Raw genomic sequence first — 15,902 nt, forward strand, 5'->3', positions numbered from 1 at the left:
AGTTTATTATGCTTTTCTAGATTTTATAGCATCCATATATTTATTTAACTCTCCTTTTACCTTAGGCGCAAGAATAATTAAACCAATCATATTAGGCACCATCATTGCAAATACCATTGCATCTGAGAACCCAATTACAGATCCTAAACTTGCTGCAGCACCCACTACAACAAAAATACAAAAGATAATTTTATAGGTATACTCCATTTTTTTAGATCTTCCGAATAAAAACACCCAACCTTGAAAACCGTAGTAAGACCAAGAAATCATAGAACTAAAAGCAAATAATACTACTGCAACCGTTAATACATAAGGAAACCAAGAAATTGCAGATTCAAAAGCACCTGATGTTAATAAAATTGCTTGTGCATCGTTTAAAGAAGCATTTTCTGCTGCTACGTTACCTGTTATAATCAACACTAAAGCTGTCATAGTACAAACTACAACCGTATCTATAAATGGCTCTAATAAAGCAACCATACCTTCACTTGCTGCGTATTTTGTTTTTACTGCTGAGTGTGCAATAGATGCAGAACCAATACCTGCTTCATTAGAAAAAGCAGCTCTTCTAAATCCTTGTACTAAAACTCCAACTGCCCCACCAGCAACTCCTTCTGGACTAAAAGCTCCGTAAAATATTTGAGAAAAAGCATCTCCAATCATATCATAATTAACAAAAATCACAAATAAAGAGGCCGCTACATAGATTGCTACCATAAAAGGAACAATTTTATCGGTTACTTTTGCTATTTTTTTAATTCCTCCAATAATTACAATTCCTACAAGAATTGCCATTACCAATCCAAACAACCAACCTTTACCTACTAAAAATGATTCTGAACCACCTGTAATGTTTTGTACTAATTGAAACGCTTGATTTACTTGAAACATGTTTCCTCCTCCAAAAGAACCACCAATTACAAAAATGGCAAACAAGGTTGCTAATATTTTTCCTAAAGTTTTATTTTTCATCCCTTTAGTTAAATAATACATAGGCCCACCATAAACAGTTCCGTCCTCCTCAATATCTCTATATTTTACACCTAGTGTACATTCTACAAACTTAGACGACATCCCTAAAAAACCTGCAACAATCATCCAAAAAGTAGCACCCGCACCACCAATAGAAACCGCAATTGCAACACCTGCAATATTACCTAAACCTACTGTTGCAGATAAGGCTGCTGTTAATGCCTGAAAATGAGAAACCTCACCTGAATGCCCTTCTATTCTTATCGTATCTGGATTATCTTCTTCATCTGTAAATTGAGATTTAGCAATTTCTACATTATGATCTACCCTGTCTTCTAAGTCATCATACTCTCCTCTAACAATATTTATAGAGGTAAAAAAGCCTTTAAAATTTATAAAATTAAAATAAACAGTAAAATATAAGGCTCCTAAAATTAGCGGAAATAATACCCAGTAAATACTTACATTATCTGTAAATGGAATTTGATAAAAAATGAAATTAACAAACCAGCCTGTTGCATTACCAAATGCTTCATCAATTTGTTGATCTAGACCTTTTTCTTGAGCAGATGTTAACATTGGTATTGCTAATAAAAGCAACGAAAGGAGTTTTTTATTCATAATTTTCTATTGTTAGTTTTTCAATTAATACGCTGCAATATCCTAAAAAATTGCTCTTTTGACAACTTTTAATCGTTAAATGTGATTTTTACATTATGATATCCTTAAATTTCCGTAAATCTTCTTTAAAAGATTTCGGATAAAACTCTAATACTTTATTTGTTTTTGATAAATCGAAACCTGTTTTTGCAGGTCTTGGAGCAGTTTGATTTAAGGTAGATGTTGATATTGGTTTTATTAAATTTTTATCTAGATTAAAAGTATCTGCAATTTCTTGCGCTATCTCATAAACACTTAATAATTGGTTTGATGAGATGTTAAAAATACCGGTTGCCTTTTTATCCATAGACAATTTACACGCTAAAGCTAAGTCACCTACATAAGTTGGTGTTCTAAATTGATCGTCTACAATAGTAATTTCCTTACCTTGTTCTAACATACTTTTTACCCAAAGTACAATATTACTTCTACTCATATCAAAAACTTTTCCGTATACCAAAATGGTTCTTAAAACGGTATAATCTATTTTTGTTTTTAATAAAAGTTCTTCTGATTTCAATTTTGATAATCCATAATAACTTAAAGGGTTTGGTGTATCTGTTTCTTTATAATTCCCTTTTATTCCATCAAAAATAAAATCTGTAGAAATATGAATTAAATGAGCATTTAATTTCTCTGAAACTTCAGACAACCATTTAACCACAGTTATATTTAATAAATCACAAGCCTCTTTTTGGTTTTCACAATCATCAACCTGCGTCATTGCTGCCGTATTAATAATAAAATCTGGCTGAATCTCTAGCAATGCTTTTTTAAGTTGATCTTCTTCTGTGATATCTATAGAAACATAAGAAAAATCAGTTCTACCACTTCTATTTTCTCCTCTAGAAAAACCAAAAACTTGATACGTTTCTTTTTCTTTAAGTAATAAACTTAATAAAGACTGCCCTAACAATCCGTTACTCCCTGTAATCACTACTTTATTCATAAATAAATAGATTCTTTGTTTTATATTTTATAATACTGTTGATCTTAAACATATATTTTATCAAAAATATCATTGCATAAAAAAGCCAATGCTTGCCACATTGGTTTTTGTAATCTTAAAATAATTCTCTTAATTTTATAATTTGCTTTGGCCTACCTAAAACTATTAAATGTGATCCTTCAATTAATTTACAATCTGCTTCAGGATTTATAATATATTCTTTATTAGGTCCAATAAAACCAATAACGGTACAGCCTGTTTGCCTTCTTAAATCTAAATGCAAGAGTGTTTTATTAATATATTTTTTTGGCAAATCATCTACCGCTACTTCCTCTAAATTTGCTGTTGTTTCTCCTTCTATTGTTAACCTATCTACAAACTCTATAACATCTGGTGTAGTTACCAAAGAAGCCATATGATCTCCTCCTAACTTATCTGGCATAATTACATTACTTGCACCAGCTATTTTTAATTTACTATAAGAAGATTCATTAGAAGCTCTACTTATCACCTTACAGTCTTTATTTAATTGACTTGCTGTTAAAACCACAAATAAATTATTAGCATCAGATGGTAGTGCAGTAATTAAAAAAGCCGCACTTTCTATACCTGCCTTTAATAAGGTTTCATCTAAAGTAGCATCTCCATTAATATTTAAAACCTCTGCGGCATCTAAAATTTCTGTTCTTTCCTTATTTTTCTCAACAACAACAAAGTCTTTGTTATAATTTTTTAATTTTAAAATTGCTTGCTTCCCATTTCTTCCATATCCGCAAACAATGGTATGTCCTTTTAAATTGGCTATTTTTTTCTCCACTTTTTTGTGCTTAAAATGTTCAAATAATTTACCGCTAACTAAATACTCTGAGAAGGCCGAAATTGCATACCCAAAAACAGTAATACTGGTTAAAATTAAAAAAATTGTAAAAACTTTTTCTTCTGGAGAAAAAGGTCTTAACTCACCAAAACCAACGGTGGTTACCGTAATTACGGTCATATACAAGGCATCTATAAAAGAATAATGAGAAAGCCCCATATACCCTATTGTACCAATCGATAAAATAGTAACAACTAATAATAACGTTTTATTTATTTTAGATTCTAATACATTTATCTTCATATATTATAAGTCAAAAACAGAACTTCTTTTGGTATACACCATATCTTTTAATTTTAATAAAAAAGCCAATGTTAAATAAAATCCAAAAGACAGGCCTACTGTAAAAAAAGTAACATAAATAAAAAACAAACGCACATTTAAAGCCCTCATTCCTATTCTATCAGCTAATCTCGAAGAAACATGAAACCCATTTCTCTCAAAAAAATGTCTAATATTATCTATCATTTATATTGTAATAATTAGATGCAAGATACTATTTTATGGTTTGATAACAACATTTTTTAATTCTCACTTTTAAGGAAACCTTATTTTTATAAAAAGTTTAATACTAAAAGCATTATACAATCGTCCTTAAATTAAAATTGGTTTCTTTAACTTTGCTTTTTTCCAAAAAAAACATCTCATTTGAAAGACCAAGAATATATAGAAGTGTACGGAGCTAGAGCTCATAACTTAAAAAATATTGATGTAAAAATTCCTCGCGAAAAACTAGTTGTAATCACTGGTTTAAGCGGAAGCGGAAAATCTTCTTTAGCTTTTGACACCATTTATGCAGAAGGACAAAGACGTTATATTGAAACTTTTTCTGCCTATGCGCGTCAGTTTTTAGGTGGACTAGAGCGACCTGATGTTGATAAAATAGATGGCCTTTCGCCTGTAATTTCTATAGAACAGAAAACAACTAATAAAAGCCCTCGATCTACAGTAGGTACCATAACAGAAATTTACGATTTTTTAAGATTATTATTTGCAAGAGCCGCTGATGCTTACTCTTATAATACAGGAGAAAAAATGGTAAGTTATTCTGATGAGCAAATAAAACAGCTTATTTTATCTGATTTTGCTGATAAAAAAATAGCCATTTTAGCCCCCTTAATTAAATCTAGAAAAGGACATTATCGCGAACTTTTTGAACAAATTTCTAAACAAGGTTTTTTACGTGTTCGTGTAGATGGAGAAATAAAAGAGATTGAAAAAGGAATGCGTTTAGACAGGTATAAAACGCATGATATTGAAGTTGTAATAGATAGGCTTCTTATTAATGAATCTGCAGAAAAACGTTTAGAAGAAACTATAAAAACAGCATTGTATTCTGGAAATAACATTATGATGGTTATTGATATTGATGACAATGAACCTCGTTATTTTAGTAGAGAATTAATGTGTCCTACAACCGGAATAGCCTATCCGAATCCAGAACCAAATACCTTTTCTTTTAACTCGCCAAAAGGCGCTTGCGATAAATGTAATGGCTTAGGAATTACTAATGTTATTAACCTAGAAAAAGTAATTCCAGACACCACTATTTCCATACAAAACGGAGGAATTATCCCGTTAGGAGAACAAAAAAATAGCTGGATTTTTAAACAGTTAGAAAATATTGCCGAACGCTATAAATTCAAATTAACAGACCCTATAAAAAACATCCCTAAAGAAGCTTTAGATATTATTCTGAATGGCGGAAATGAATCTTTTGAAATTGAATCTAAAACCGTTGGCGTTACAAGAAATTATAAAATTGATTTTGAAGGAATTATTTCTTTTATAGAAAATCAATATGCCAATGCAGAAAGCACAACCATAAAACGTTGGGCAAAAGGTTTTATGGATGAAGTTTCTTGTACTACTTGCGGTGGCAAAAGATTAAAAAAAGAAGCTCTTCATTTTAAAATTACAAATAAAAACATTAGTGATTTAGCCCAAATGGATGCTTCTGAATTGGCTAAATGGTTTAAAAATATAGAAAAAGAGTTATCAAAAAAGCAACTCATAATTGCCGCTGAAATCTTAAAAGAGATTAGAACTCGAATTCAGTTTTTATTAGATGTCGGTTTAGATTATTTAACATTAGACAGAACATCAAAATCACTTTCTGGTGGAGAAGCACAAAGAATTCGTTTGGCAACTCAAATTGGATCGCAATTAGTTGGTGTACTTTATATTTTAGATGAACCAAGTATTGGATTACATCAACGAGACAATCAAAAATTAATTGATTCTTTAGTTAAATTAAGAGATATTGGAAATTCTGTTTTAGTTGTAGAACACGATAAGGACATGATGGAACATGCCGATTTTGTTTTTGATATTGGCCCTGGAGCTGGTAGACATGGAGGAGAAATAGTAAGTTCTGGAACTTTTGAAGAATTAAAAAAACAAAATACTTTAACTGCAGATTACCTAACCGGAAGAAAAGAAATTTCGGTTCCTAAAGTACGTAGAGAAGGAAATGGAAAATTTATCAAACTAAAAGGAGCCACCGGAAATAATTTAAAAAATGTTTCTGTAGAATTTCCTCTCGGAAAAATGATTTGTGTTACCGGAGTTTCGGGCAGTGGAAAATCTACCTTAATAAACGAAACTCTTTACCCAATATTAAACGCACATATATATAGAGGTGTAAAAAAACCAATGCCTTATAAAAAAATTGAAGGTTTAGAGCATGTAGATAAGGTAATTGATATTGATCAATCACCCATTGGAAGAACCCCTCGTTCTAACCCAGCAACTTACACAGGTACTTTTGGTGAAATTAGAAGCTTATTTGCAAAAACTCCAGAAGCTGCAATTCGTGGATACAAACCTGGTCGATTTTCTTTTAATGTAAAAGGCGGTCGTTGCGAGACTTGCCAAGGTGGTGGAGTGCGTGTTATAGAAATGAACTTTTTACCTGATGTACAAGTAGAATGCGAAACCTGCCAAGGAAAACGCTTTAATAGAGAAACTTTAGAGATTCGTTACAAAGGGAAATCAATTTCTGATATTTTAGATATGACTATTGAAGATGCCACGAATTTCTTTGAGAATATTCCTAAAATTCACAGAAAATTAAAAACAATAAAAGATGTTGGTTTAGGCTACATAACACTTGGGCAACAATCTACAACACTTTCGGGTGGTGAAGCTCAACGTATAAAATTAGCATCAGAATTATCTAAAAGAGATACCGGTAATACCTTTTACATTTTAGATGAACCTACCACCGGACTTCATTTTGAAGACATTAGAGTTTTAATGGATGTACTAAATAAACTAGCAGACAAAGGAAATACAGTATTAATTATTGAGCATAATTTAGATGTTGTAAAATTAGCCGATTATATTATTGATGTTGGTATGGAAGGCGGTAAAAAAGGTGGTAAAATTTTATGTACAGGAACTCCAGAAGAAGTTGCACAACATAAAACAAGTTATACCGCTAAGTTTTTAAAAAAAGAATTAAGTTAAAATTATCACATTGCAAGCATTCGAAATGTAGAAAAAGAAGTATTTTAGCAAGCTTTCTTTTTTACAAGCAATTAAATAAAAATAAAAAATTACAGATATATGACAAGTGATGATAGAAAAATAAAAGAAAAATTAAAACCAAAAACTTGGAATGAAATAAAAACAAACGATTCTTGGGCTATTTTTAAAATAATGGCAGAATTTGTAGATGGGTATGAAAAACTAAGTAAAGTTGGCCCTTCTGTATCTATTTTTGGGTCTGCAAGAACAAAACCAGATAACCCACATTACATTTTAGCAGAAGAAATTGCATTCCAGCTTACACAACATGGCTACGGTGTAATAACTGGTGGTGGACCAGGAATTATGGAAGCAGGAAACAAAGGAGCTCATAGAGGAAAAGGAAGTTCTGTTGGATTAAACATAGAACTCCCTTTTGAACAACATGACAACCCTTGGATTGACCCAGGAAAAAGTTTAGATTTTGACTACTTTTTTGTACGTAAAGTAATGTTTGTAAAATACTCTCAAGGTTTTGTTGTAATGCCAGGTGGTTTTGGTACTATGGATGAACTTTTTGAAGCAATTACTTTAATTCAAACGCATAAAATAGGTCGTTTTCCAATTATTTTAGTTGATAAAAAATTCTGGGGTGGTTTATTCGATTGGATAAAAAACACACTTTTAGAAGAAGGAAACATTAGTGAAAAGGACTTAAACTTATTTAGACTTGTAGATACTGCAGAAGAAGCAATAGAACACTTAGATAACTTCTACGACAAATACCAATTTAAACCAAATTTCTAAGAAATTAGAAAAACCTATATTTTTAATGTATTTTGCCTATTTAAAAAAGATAGAATAGACAAAATACATTTTTTTGTTTTTTTAAAAATCTTAATTACAAATACAACAGCAAGAAAAACACTAAATAATCATTAAGATTTAATTGAAAAAAAGTTACTACATACTACTTCTTTGCTTTCTAGCATCTCCTTTTTTGTTTTCTCAACAGAATTCAATCAACATAAAATCTAAACTAGATGTAGAAAAAGACGAATTAAAAATTCAACAAGAAATTGTTTTTTACAATACCTCAGACTCAATTTTAACTAGTATTTATCTTCATAATTGGGCAAATAGCTACAGAGATAGAAAAACACCTTTATCTAAAAGGTTTATAAAAGACTTTAGAAAAGATTTATACTTTGCTAAAGAAAAAGAACTTGGTTCATCAACCATAAAAAGCATTTCTGTAGATTTTGAAAATGTTTATTTTAAAGAGGTAGATAAACAATCAGACATTATAGAAATAGATCTAGACAGACCTTTATACCCAAATTCAAAAATTACAATATCTGCTACCTATATTGTAAAAATACCAAGCGATCGTTTTACTAAATACGGCAAAACAAAAACAGGTTATCAACTTAGAAACTGGTACCTAACACCCGCTATTTACAATAAGGGTTGGCAACTTATGAGCAATCTAAACTTAGATGATTTATATGAAAAAGGCACTGATTTTAAAATTGAAATAGATGTACCAAAAGATTTTGTTGTAGAATCTAATTTGTATCAATATAAAATTGCAAAAGAAAACATTAATAATTACTATTTAGTTGGAAAAAATAAAACGGATGTAATTCTTGGCATTAACAAAACCAAACAACTAAAAACCTACAAAACAAAATCTGTTACCATACATACAGATGTTTTTTCAAAAGAATTAGATTACAATTTAACAACAAGCATCTTAAATAGAGAGTTACTTTTTATTCAAAAATATTTAGGAAAATACCCACATAAAGAAATTTATATTGATAAAGCTACCCAAAGTAAAAATAGAATCTATGGTTTAAATCAGTTACCAAATTTTTTACGCCCATTTTCTGATACTTTTAAATGGGATATGACTATGTTTAAAGCGCTAACAAAAAGGTACATAGAAAACACACTCCTTTTAAATAAGAGAAAAGATTATTGGTTAATCGATGGAATACAAAACTATTTAATGATAGAATATGTAGAACAATTTTATCCAGAAATTAAACTTTTAGGCAACGCCTCTGATTCTTGGTTTTTAAAACGATTTAATGTTTCTAAGTTAAATTTTAATGATAAATACCCTTTTGTATATCAATTTACAGCACGTAAATTTTTAGATCAAGCATTAAACACCTCTGCAGATTCTCTTTCTAACTTTAATAGACGAATTGTTAGCAAATACAAAGCTGGTTTGGGTTTTCGTTTCTTAAAAGGGTATTTAGGTGATAGTATTCTAAACCAAACAATTCAGGAATTCTATCAAAAAAATCAATTAAAAATTATTTCAAGTGACACATTTAATCAATTACTCTCTTCTAAAACAACTAAAAATTTAGATTGGTTTTTTAATGATTTTGTAAAAACAAATAAAAAGATAGACCATAAAATAGAAGACATCAACATTGAAGAAGATAGTATTTCTGTTACCATAAAAAACAAAAGAAATATAACTACACCATTGGCTATTTATGCACTAAAAGGCAAAGACATTAAAATTAAAAAATGGATTTCTGACATAGATAGTTCTAAAACTGTAAAGTTTAAAAAAGGTAATTATGACACTTTTGTTTTAAATTACGAAAACTTATATCCAGAATTAAATACGTTAAACAACTGGAAAACAATTAACAAAAAGATTTTTAACAAACCTGTTAAAGTTTCATTTCTAAAAGATATAAGCAGTCCAGACTACAATCAAATTTTTTATCAACCAGATGCAAACTATAATTTTTACAACGGTTTAATTCTTGGCGTAAAACTACACAACAAACCACTCATAAAAAGAAACTTCGAATTTAAAGTTGCTCCTTATTACGCTACAAAAAGTAATACCGTTATCGGAAGTTTCTCTTTATTGTATAATCAGTTTTTTGAAAAAACAAAAATCTATAAAGTTTCTTACGGGTTTGCTGGTGGCACCTCGGATTACGCACCAAACTTATCTTACAACTCTCTTATACCTTATGTAAACATTTTTTTTAAAAGAAAAACCCTAAGAGATGCAACCTCAGAATCTCTTAGAGCAAAATTAATTCATATCGAAAAAGAAATTGCTCCAGATGCCACAAAAACAGACCAAGATAGTTATAGTGTTTTAAGCCTAAGTTACAATTACTCTAACCCAGACATTATTAAAGAATTTAGATATAGTTTTAGTACCGAATTTGCTAAAAACTTTTCTAAAGCAGCATTAGATCTAAGATTTAGAACCTTAACATCAACAGACACTCAATTAGATTTTAGACTTTTTGCAGGTGTTTTTTTCAACAATAAAACCGAGGGAAATTATTTTAGTTTTGGTTTAGACAGAAGTAATGATTATCTATTTCAATTAAACTATTTAGGTAGATCTGAAAGCTCTGGTTTTTTTAGCCAACAATACATTATCACCGAAGGAGGTTTTAAATCTGTGCTTCCAACAAGGTTTGCAAATCAGTTTATGGTTTCTAACAACTCTAGCATTGGCATATGGCGTTGGTTAGAAATTTATAACGATGTTGCTTTCTTAAAAAATAAAAAACAACCACTGTATTTTGCTTACGAAAACGGAGTTCGTTTTAACTTTGTACATGAAATATTCGAAATCTACTTTCCTTTTTATTCTAACAATGGTTGGGAGGTATCTAAAGCCGCTTATCCAGAAAAAATCAGATTCTCTTTATCTGCGGATATAAAATCTATTTATAATTTTTTTAAGAGAGGTTTTTTATAAAATTCACAAAACTGTTTAAAATAGTCAATATACCTATAATTAGGTATATTGACTATTCCTTTTTCACATAAATTTGAAACTTAAATAACCAAAATTTTAAATTTATGAAAAAGAAAAAAAAACAACTTTTATTAACCTCTTTTCTTTGTCTATGCCTCTTAGGACAAGCACAAGAAAATCAACAAAAAAATGCTTTTGCAGTTTCTTTTGGATCTCCAGGACTAGGTTTGGAGTACGCGCGGAAATTAACACCTAAACTAAATGCTAAAGTAGTTTGGCACTCACTTAAAATTGAAGATTACGAACAGGAAGATGTAAAAGTTAAAGATGATTTAGTTGACATCTTAGCAAATTTAGAGGTATCTATTATTGATCTTGGAATCGAATATCTTCCGTTTAAGAACTCTTCTTTTAAACTTACAGCCGGCATAGGTATACTTAACAAAGTAAACATTAATGGAGTGGTAACTTATAATGAAGACATTGTTTTTGGAGATGTAATAATTATTAACAAAGATGCCGGAGAAATTATAACAGATATCAATTGGTCTGGTGTTGCACCTTACCTTGGTTTTGGGTTTGGTAGAGCAATTCCTAAAAAAAAGCTTGGAATTGGTATAGAATTTGGCTCATACTTTTCTTCATCTCCTAAAGTAGACTTAACAGCAACTAATTTACTAGAATCTACTACTTCCCAAAAAGAGAATCTTCAAGAAGCTCTAGATGAATTTAAAATGATACCTCGAATACAAATACGACTTGCTTATAAATTTTAAAATTAAACACTATGAAAACAAAGAAAATAGTAACCACTATAATAACTTGTCTAGCAATATCTTTTGCGACACTTATGTCTTGTAAAGGAATTGATGAAATTACGGAAGATATTGACATCATTGTTAAAAGCTCTATATTTAAGCAACAAATTGTTATTGAAGTATTTGACCCTGTAAACCAATTAAACTTAGAAGGTGATAATATCTTACAAGTAGAAGTTATCGGTAAAGATGCCGACAAAATTGTTACAGATGCCGGAAACAATGTTAATTCAGCAAAAGTTGTTGGAGGAACAATTGCTCTAGCCGTTAACCCCAATAAAAACCCAAGTAACGAAACTGTAGAATTTTTAGTAAAAATTACTGGAGACCAATACTTAACAACTACAATTCCTATAGTATTATCGCCAACAGATTCTATTGCTTCAATTAGCGCTAACGTAGTAAACAAACTAAATACAGCTCAAGGAATAGATTACAAAAAAACAACTGAAACACTAACCAACAACACCTTAACCAAAGATTTTATTTTTGAAACTTCTGGATTAAAAGCCGGAACCAATACAGAAATAACCATAAAATCTGGAACTATTTTTAAAGACGAAAATGGCAACGATATTTCGGGAACAGAAATTGAAAGTGAATTAGTTCATTTCAATAGCGCCAACTCTGAATCTTTAGATTCTTTTCCAGGAGGATTTATGCCAGCAGAAATCACAGACGAAAATGGAGATATTTTAAATAATGCCTATTTTATTACGGCTGGTTTTGCTTCTATTAATATGACAATAGGTAATAAAGAAGTTAAAAACTTTTCTAAACCAATAAGCATTAAAATGAAAATAGATGCAAATTTCATTAACCCAGACACAGGTATTAAAATTAAAAAAGGTGACACCATTCCTATTTGGTCCTATAGTAAAGATGACGGTAAGTGGGATTTCCATAAAGACGGTGTTGTAAAGGTTGATAATAATAATTTAATAATAGAATACACAACAACACATTTATCTTGGTACAATTTAGATTACAAAGGAACAAGATGTTCTAGTTATTCCCCATCGGGAGTAGCTAAAATAAATATTTCTATGAGTGGAGTAAACAACTCAAATGGATATAGGTTATTTAGCGACTTCTTCTATGAAAACGGAAACCAACCTATATCTCCTTATTCAGGAAAAACATTTTCTTGGTATGATGGTCAAACATTTGAAATAAATAATGCACCTGTTAATAGAAAGGTTCAATTAATTGTTTATAGCGGATCTAACAGGTATGACAAAGGTGAAATATTATTTAGATCAGAAGCCGTCAATCTTTGTAATGTAGGCTCTGTAGATGTAGATGTTTCCAATATTGTATCAAAACTTCCTCCACTACCTGTTAATGTTAATGTTAATTATCAAGGTAAATGTAATCGTAAAATTATAGCACCAACCATTCCTCTTTATATGAAAAAGACAAATTATTATGGGCGTACATATTGGAGCTATTTAGGATATGTTTATGATGGTAAAATTACTATAAGAAACATTAATTTAAATAAAGAGTATGAATTTAGAACCTATTTTAATGGACAATACTTTTACCAAAATATTTCTTTTGATAAAACGGAATATATAAATGACAGTTATGAAATTCCTTCTGACCTATGCGACAGATTATTCTAATCCAATAACATTATAAGCAAAAAAAAGAGGTATTGTGAAAACAATATCTCTTTTTTATTAAATAAAATTCAAAAAAAACTAAAAATCAGCAAAAAAATTACCATATTCTTAACAAATATATAAATTTTTAGATATCAACTAAAAAAACTATCTTTGTAGTACTTTAAAAATCTCACATAAATGCTGCAAGATACACATATAGAGAATAAACAAAAACTTTCTTTTGAGGACTTTAAAACAGAAGTTTTAAACGACTACAGAATAGCTAAAATTAGTAGAGAATGTAGTTTATTAGGCCGTAGAGAGGTTTTAACAGGAAAGGCAAAGTTTGGTATTTTTGGTGATGGTAAAGAAGTACCACAATTAGCAATGGCCAAAGCTTTTAAACTAGGCGATTTTAGATCTGGTTATTACAGAGATCAAACTTTTATGATGGCTATTGGTGAGCTAACTGCACAACAGTTTTTTGCAGGTTTGTATGCACATACAGATATTAAAGCAGACCCGATGTCTGCCGGAAGACAAATGGGTGGGCACTTTGCTACACATAGTTTGCATGAAGATGGTAGCTGGAAAGATTTAACAAAACAGTACAATTCTAGTGCAGACATCTCTCCTACCGCTGGTCAAATGCCACGTTTATTAGGTTTAGCACAAGCCTCTAAAATATACAGAACCGAAAAAAGTGTACAACATAAATCTAATTTTTCTATCAACGGAAATGAAGTTGCCTGGGGAACTATTGGAAATGCAAGTACCAGTGAAGGTTTATTTTTTGAAACGATAAATGCTGCTGGAGTTTTACAAGTACCTATGTTAATGAGTGTTTGGGATGATGAATACGGAATTTCTGTACACGCCAAACATCAAACAACCAAAGAAAGCATCTCTGAAGTGTTAAAGGGTTTTGAAAGAGATCATAAAAAAAATGGATATGAAATTTTTGTTGTAAACGGTTGGGACTATGTTCAACTAGTAGATATTTACAACAAAGCTGCAAAAATTGCAAGAGAAGAACACGTACCGGTTTTAGTACACGTAAAAGAATTAACACAACCACAAGGACACTCTACTTCTGGATCTCATGAAAGATATAAAAGTAAAGACCGATTAAATTGGGAAAAAGAACACGATTGCATTACTAAAATGCGAAACTGGATTTTAGATTTTGAACTAGAAACGGAAGATGGAGAAATTTTACGTTTTGTAGAATCGGAAGAAGAAATTATCATCTTAGAAAAAGAAGCAAAAAAAGAAGTTGTAAGCGCTAAAAGAAATGCTTGGAACGCTTTTATTAACGAAATAAAATCAGAAGTAAATACTGCTTGCCAATTATTAGAAAAAGTGGCTAGTAAAAGTAAAAATAGCAGTTTTATTAATAAGTATAAAAATGATTTAATTGCTATTGTAGAACCAAGTAGAAAAGACATTTTATCTGCCGCAAGAAAAACGCTTCGTTACATAAAAGATGAAAGTTTTGCTGAAAAAATATTACTTCAAAATTTTATAAAAAATTCAATTGAAGCTGCTACAGAAAAATTTTCTACACACTTAAACAGTGAATCTGATTTTAACGCTGTAGCTGTTTCCGAAAAAAGCCCAATTTACGCTAAAAACAAAACGTTAGTTGATGCTAGAATTATTATGAGAGATAATTTTGATGCCATCCTAAAAAAGCATCCTGAAGTAGTAATTTTTGGTGAAGATGCTGGTTTTATTGGAGACGTAAATCAAGGTTTAGAAGGTCTTCAAGAAAAATATGGAGAAATAAGAGTTGCAGATACAGGTATTAGAGAAGCAACTATTATTGGTCAAGGTATAGGACTAGCAATGCGTGGCTTAAGACCTATTGCAGAAATACAATATTTAGACTATTTGCTTTACGCGTTACAAATAATGAGTGATGATTTAGCAACACTGCATTATAGATCTTTTGGTAAACAAAAAGCACCTTTAATTATTAGAACACGTGGCCATAGACTAGAAGGTATTTGGCACGCTGGTTCTCCTATGGGAGGAATTATAAATAACGTTAGAGGAATTCATGTTTTAGTACCTAGAAACATGACCAAAGCAGCTGGTTTTTACAACACTTTACTAGAAGGAGATGAACCTGCATTAGTTATAGAATGCTTAAACGGGTATCGATTAAAAGAAGAATTACCTATAAATTTAGGAGAATACAAAACACCAATTGGAGTTGTAGAAACTGTTAAAGAAGGGACAGATATTACTGTGGTTTCTTATGGTTCTACCTTAAGAATTGTTGAGGAAGCCGCAAAAGAACTACAACAAGTAGACATTGATATTGAAATTATAGACGCACAAAGCTTACTACCTTTCGATTTAAATAATGACTGTGTAAAAAGTGTTGCAAAAACAAATAAATTATTAGTAGTAGATGAAGATGTTCCGGGAGGAGCTTCTGCATACATTTTGCAAAATATTTTAGAAAAACAAAATGCATACATACACTTAGACAGCAAACCATCTACATTAACATCTAAGGCACATAGACCTGCTTATGGTACAGACGGAGATTACTTTTCTAAACCATCTGCAGAAGATATTTTTGAAAAAATTTATGAGATTATGCACGAATCAAATCCAAATAAATATAAGAGTTTATATTAAATTCTAATCTTAAAATAAAATACCAGTGCTCAAAATTCATCAATTTTGAGCACTTTTTTTTAACAGAACTATAAGATAACCTTAAGAAAATACAAAAAGCTATTTAACTAATTTCGCTTCTTAATCCTTTTAT

General features: G+C 30.4%; 10 protein-coding genes. 6 read left to right on the forward strand and 4 right to left on the reverse strand.

The annotated features are described in order from the left end of the window. Positions 1–6: 6 nt before the first annotated feature. The 4 genes from WG951_RS06715 to WG951_RS06730 all read right to left on the reverse strand — a co-directional run bounded on the left by WG951_RS06715 (position 7) and on the right by WG951_RS06730 (position 3,926). Positions 7–1,593 (reverse strand): alanine/glycine:cation symporter family protein, encoded by a 1,587-nt coding sequence (locus WG951_RS06715; protein ID WP_105050511.1) that lies wholly within the window; start codon positions 1,591–1,593, stop codon positions 7–9. 88 nt (positions 1,594–1,681) lie between these two features. Next, positions 1,682–2,581 carry an SDR family oxidoreductase gene (locus WG951_RS06720; RefSeq protein ID WP_105050510.1) on the reverse strand — a complete coding sequence of 300 codons (900 nt, stop codon included), beginning with the start codon at positions 2,579–2,581 and terminating at the stop codon, positions 1,682–1,684. Between the two features lie 115 nt (positions 2,582–2,696). Continuing rightward, complete coding sequence (locus WG951_RS06725) at positions 2,697–3,701, reverse strand: potassium channel family protein (protein WP_105050509.1); 1,005 nt, start codon at positions 3,699–3,701, stop codon at positions 2,697–2,699. A 3-nt stretch (positions 3,702–3,704) separates the two neighbouring features. Continuing rightward, a complete protein-coding gene (locus tag WG951_RS06730; RefSeq protein WP_105050508.1) occupies positions 3,705–3,926 on the reverse strand; it encodes a PspC family transcriptional regulator in 222 nt (73 codons plus the stop codon). A gap of 180 nt (positions 3,927–4,106) precedes the next feature. Here WG951_RS06730 and uvrA point away from each other — a divergent pair, with 180 nt between their 5' ends. From uvrA to WG951_RS06760, 6 genes are all read left to right on the forward strand, one after another. Continuing rightward, entirely contained in the window at positions 4,107–6,929 is a 2,823-nt protein-coding gene (gene uvrA, locus WG951_RS06735) for an excinuclease ABC subunit UvrA (protein WP_105050507.1), read from the forward strand. A 99-nt stretch (positions 6,930–7,028) separates the two neighbouring features. Next, complete coding sequence (locus tag WG951_RS06740; protein ID WP_105050506.1) at positions 7,029–7,736, forward strand: TIGR00730 family Rossman fold protein; 708 nt, start codon at positions 7,029–7,031, stop codon at positions 7,734–7,736. A gap of 193 nt (positions 7,737–7,929) precedes the next feature. Further along, positions 7,930–10,689, forward strand: a complete 2,760-nt coding sequence (locus WG951_RS06745) for an aminopeptidase (RefSeq protein ID WP_245893556.1) — start codon at positions 7,930–7,932, stop codon at positions 10,687–10,689. Positions 10,690–10,793: 104 nt separating this feature from the next. Next, positions 10,794–11,465 (forward strand): hypothetical protein, encoded by a 672-nt coding sequence (locus tag WG951_RS06750; protein WP_105050504.1) that lies wholly within the window; start codon positions 10,794–10,796, stop codon positions 11,463–11,465. Between the two features lie 11 nt (positions 11,466–11,476). After that, positions 11,477–13,135 (forward strand): hypothetical protein, encoded by a 1,659-nt coding sequence (locus WG951_RS06755; protein WP_146105313.1) that lies wholly within the window; start codon positions 11,477–11,479, stop codon positions 13,133–13,135. Between the two features lie 180 nt (positions 13,136–13,315). Then, positions 13,316–15,769: an alpha-ketoacid dehydrogenase subunit alpha/beta gene (locus tag WG951_RS06760; RefSeq protein ID WP_105050502.1), complete on the forward strand. Its 2,454-nt coding sequence runs from the start codon at positions 13,316–13,318 to the stop codon at positions 15,767–15,769. Positions 15,770–15,902: the final 133 nt, after the last annotated feature.

It is taken from the genome of Polaribacter butkevichii (assembly GCF_038024105.1).
GTDB lineage: Bacteria > Bacteroidota > Bacteroidia > Flavobacteriales > Flavobacteriaceae > Polaribacter > Polaribacter butkevichii.

What these genes read in the sequence shown, in the direction of transcription:
- WG951_RS06750 (WP_105050504.1), top strand. Translation starts at nt 10,794, where the DNA reads ATGAAAAAGAAAAAAAAACAACTTTTATTAACCTCTTTTCTTTGTCTA.
- WG951_RS06725 (WP_105050509.1), bottom strand. Translation starts at nt 3,701, where the DNA reads ATGAAGATAAATGTATTAGAATCTAAAATAAATAAAACGTTATTATTA.
- WG951_RS06730 (WP_105050508.1), bottom strand. Translation starts at nt 3,926, where the DNA reads ATGATAGATAATATTAGACATTTTTTTGAGAGAAATGGGTTTCATGTT.
- WG951_RS06720 (WP_105050510.1), bottom strand. Translation starts at nt 2,581, where the DNA reads ATGAATAAAGTAGTGATTACAGGGAGTAACGGATTGTTAGGGCAGTCT.
- WG951_RS06715 (WP_105050511.1), bottom strand. Translation starts at nt 1,593, where the DNA reads ATGAATAAAAAACTCCTTTCGTTGCTTTTATTAGCAATACCAATGTTA.
- WG951_RS06760 (WP_105050502.1), top strand. Translation starts at nt 13,316, where the DNA reads ATGCTGCAAGATACACATATAGAGAATAAACAAAAACTTTCTTTTGAG.
- WG951_RS06740 (WP_105050506.1), top strand. Translation starts at nt 7,029, where the DNA reads ATGACAAGTGATGATAGAAAAATAAAAGAAAAATTAAAACCAAAAACT.
- WG951_RS06755 (WP_146105313.1), top strand. Translation starts at nt 11,477, where the DNA reads ATGAAAACAAAGAAAATAGTAACCACTATAATAACTTGTCTAGCAATA.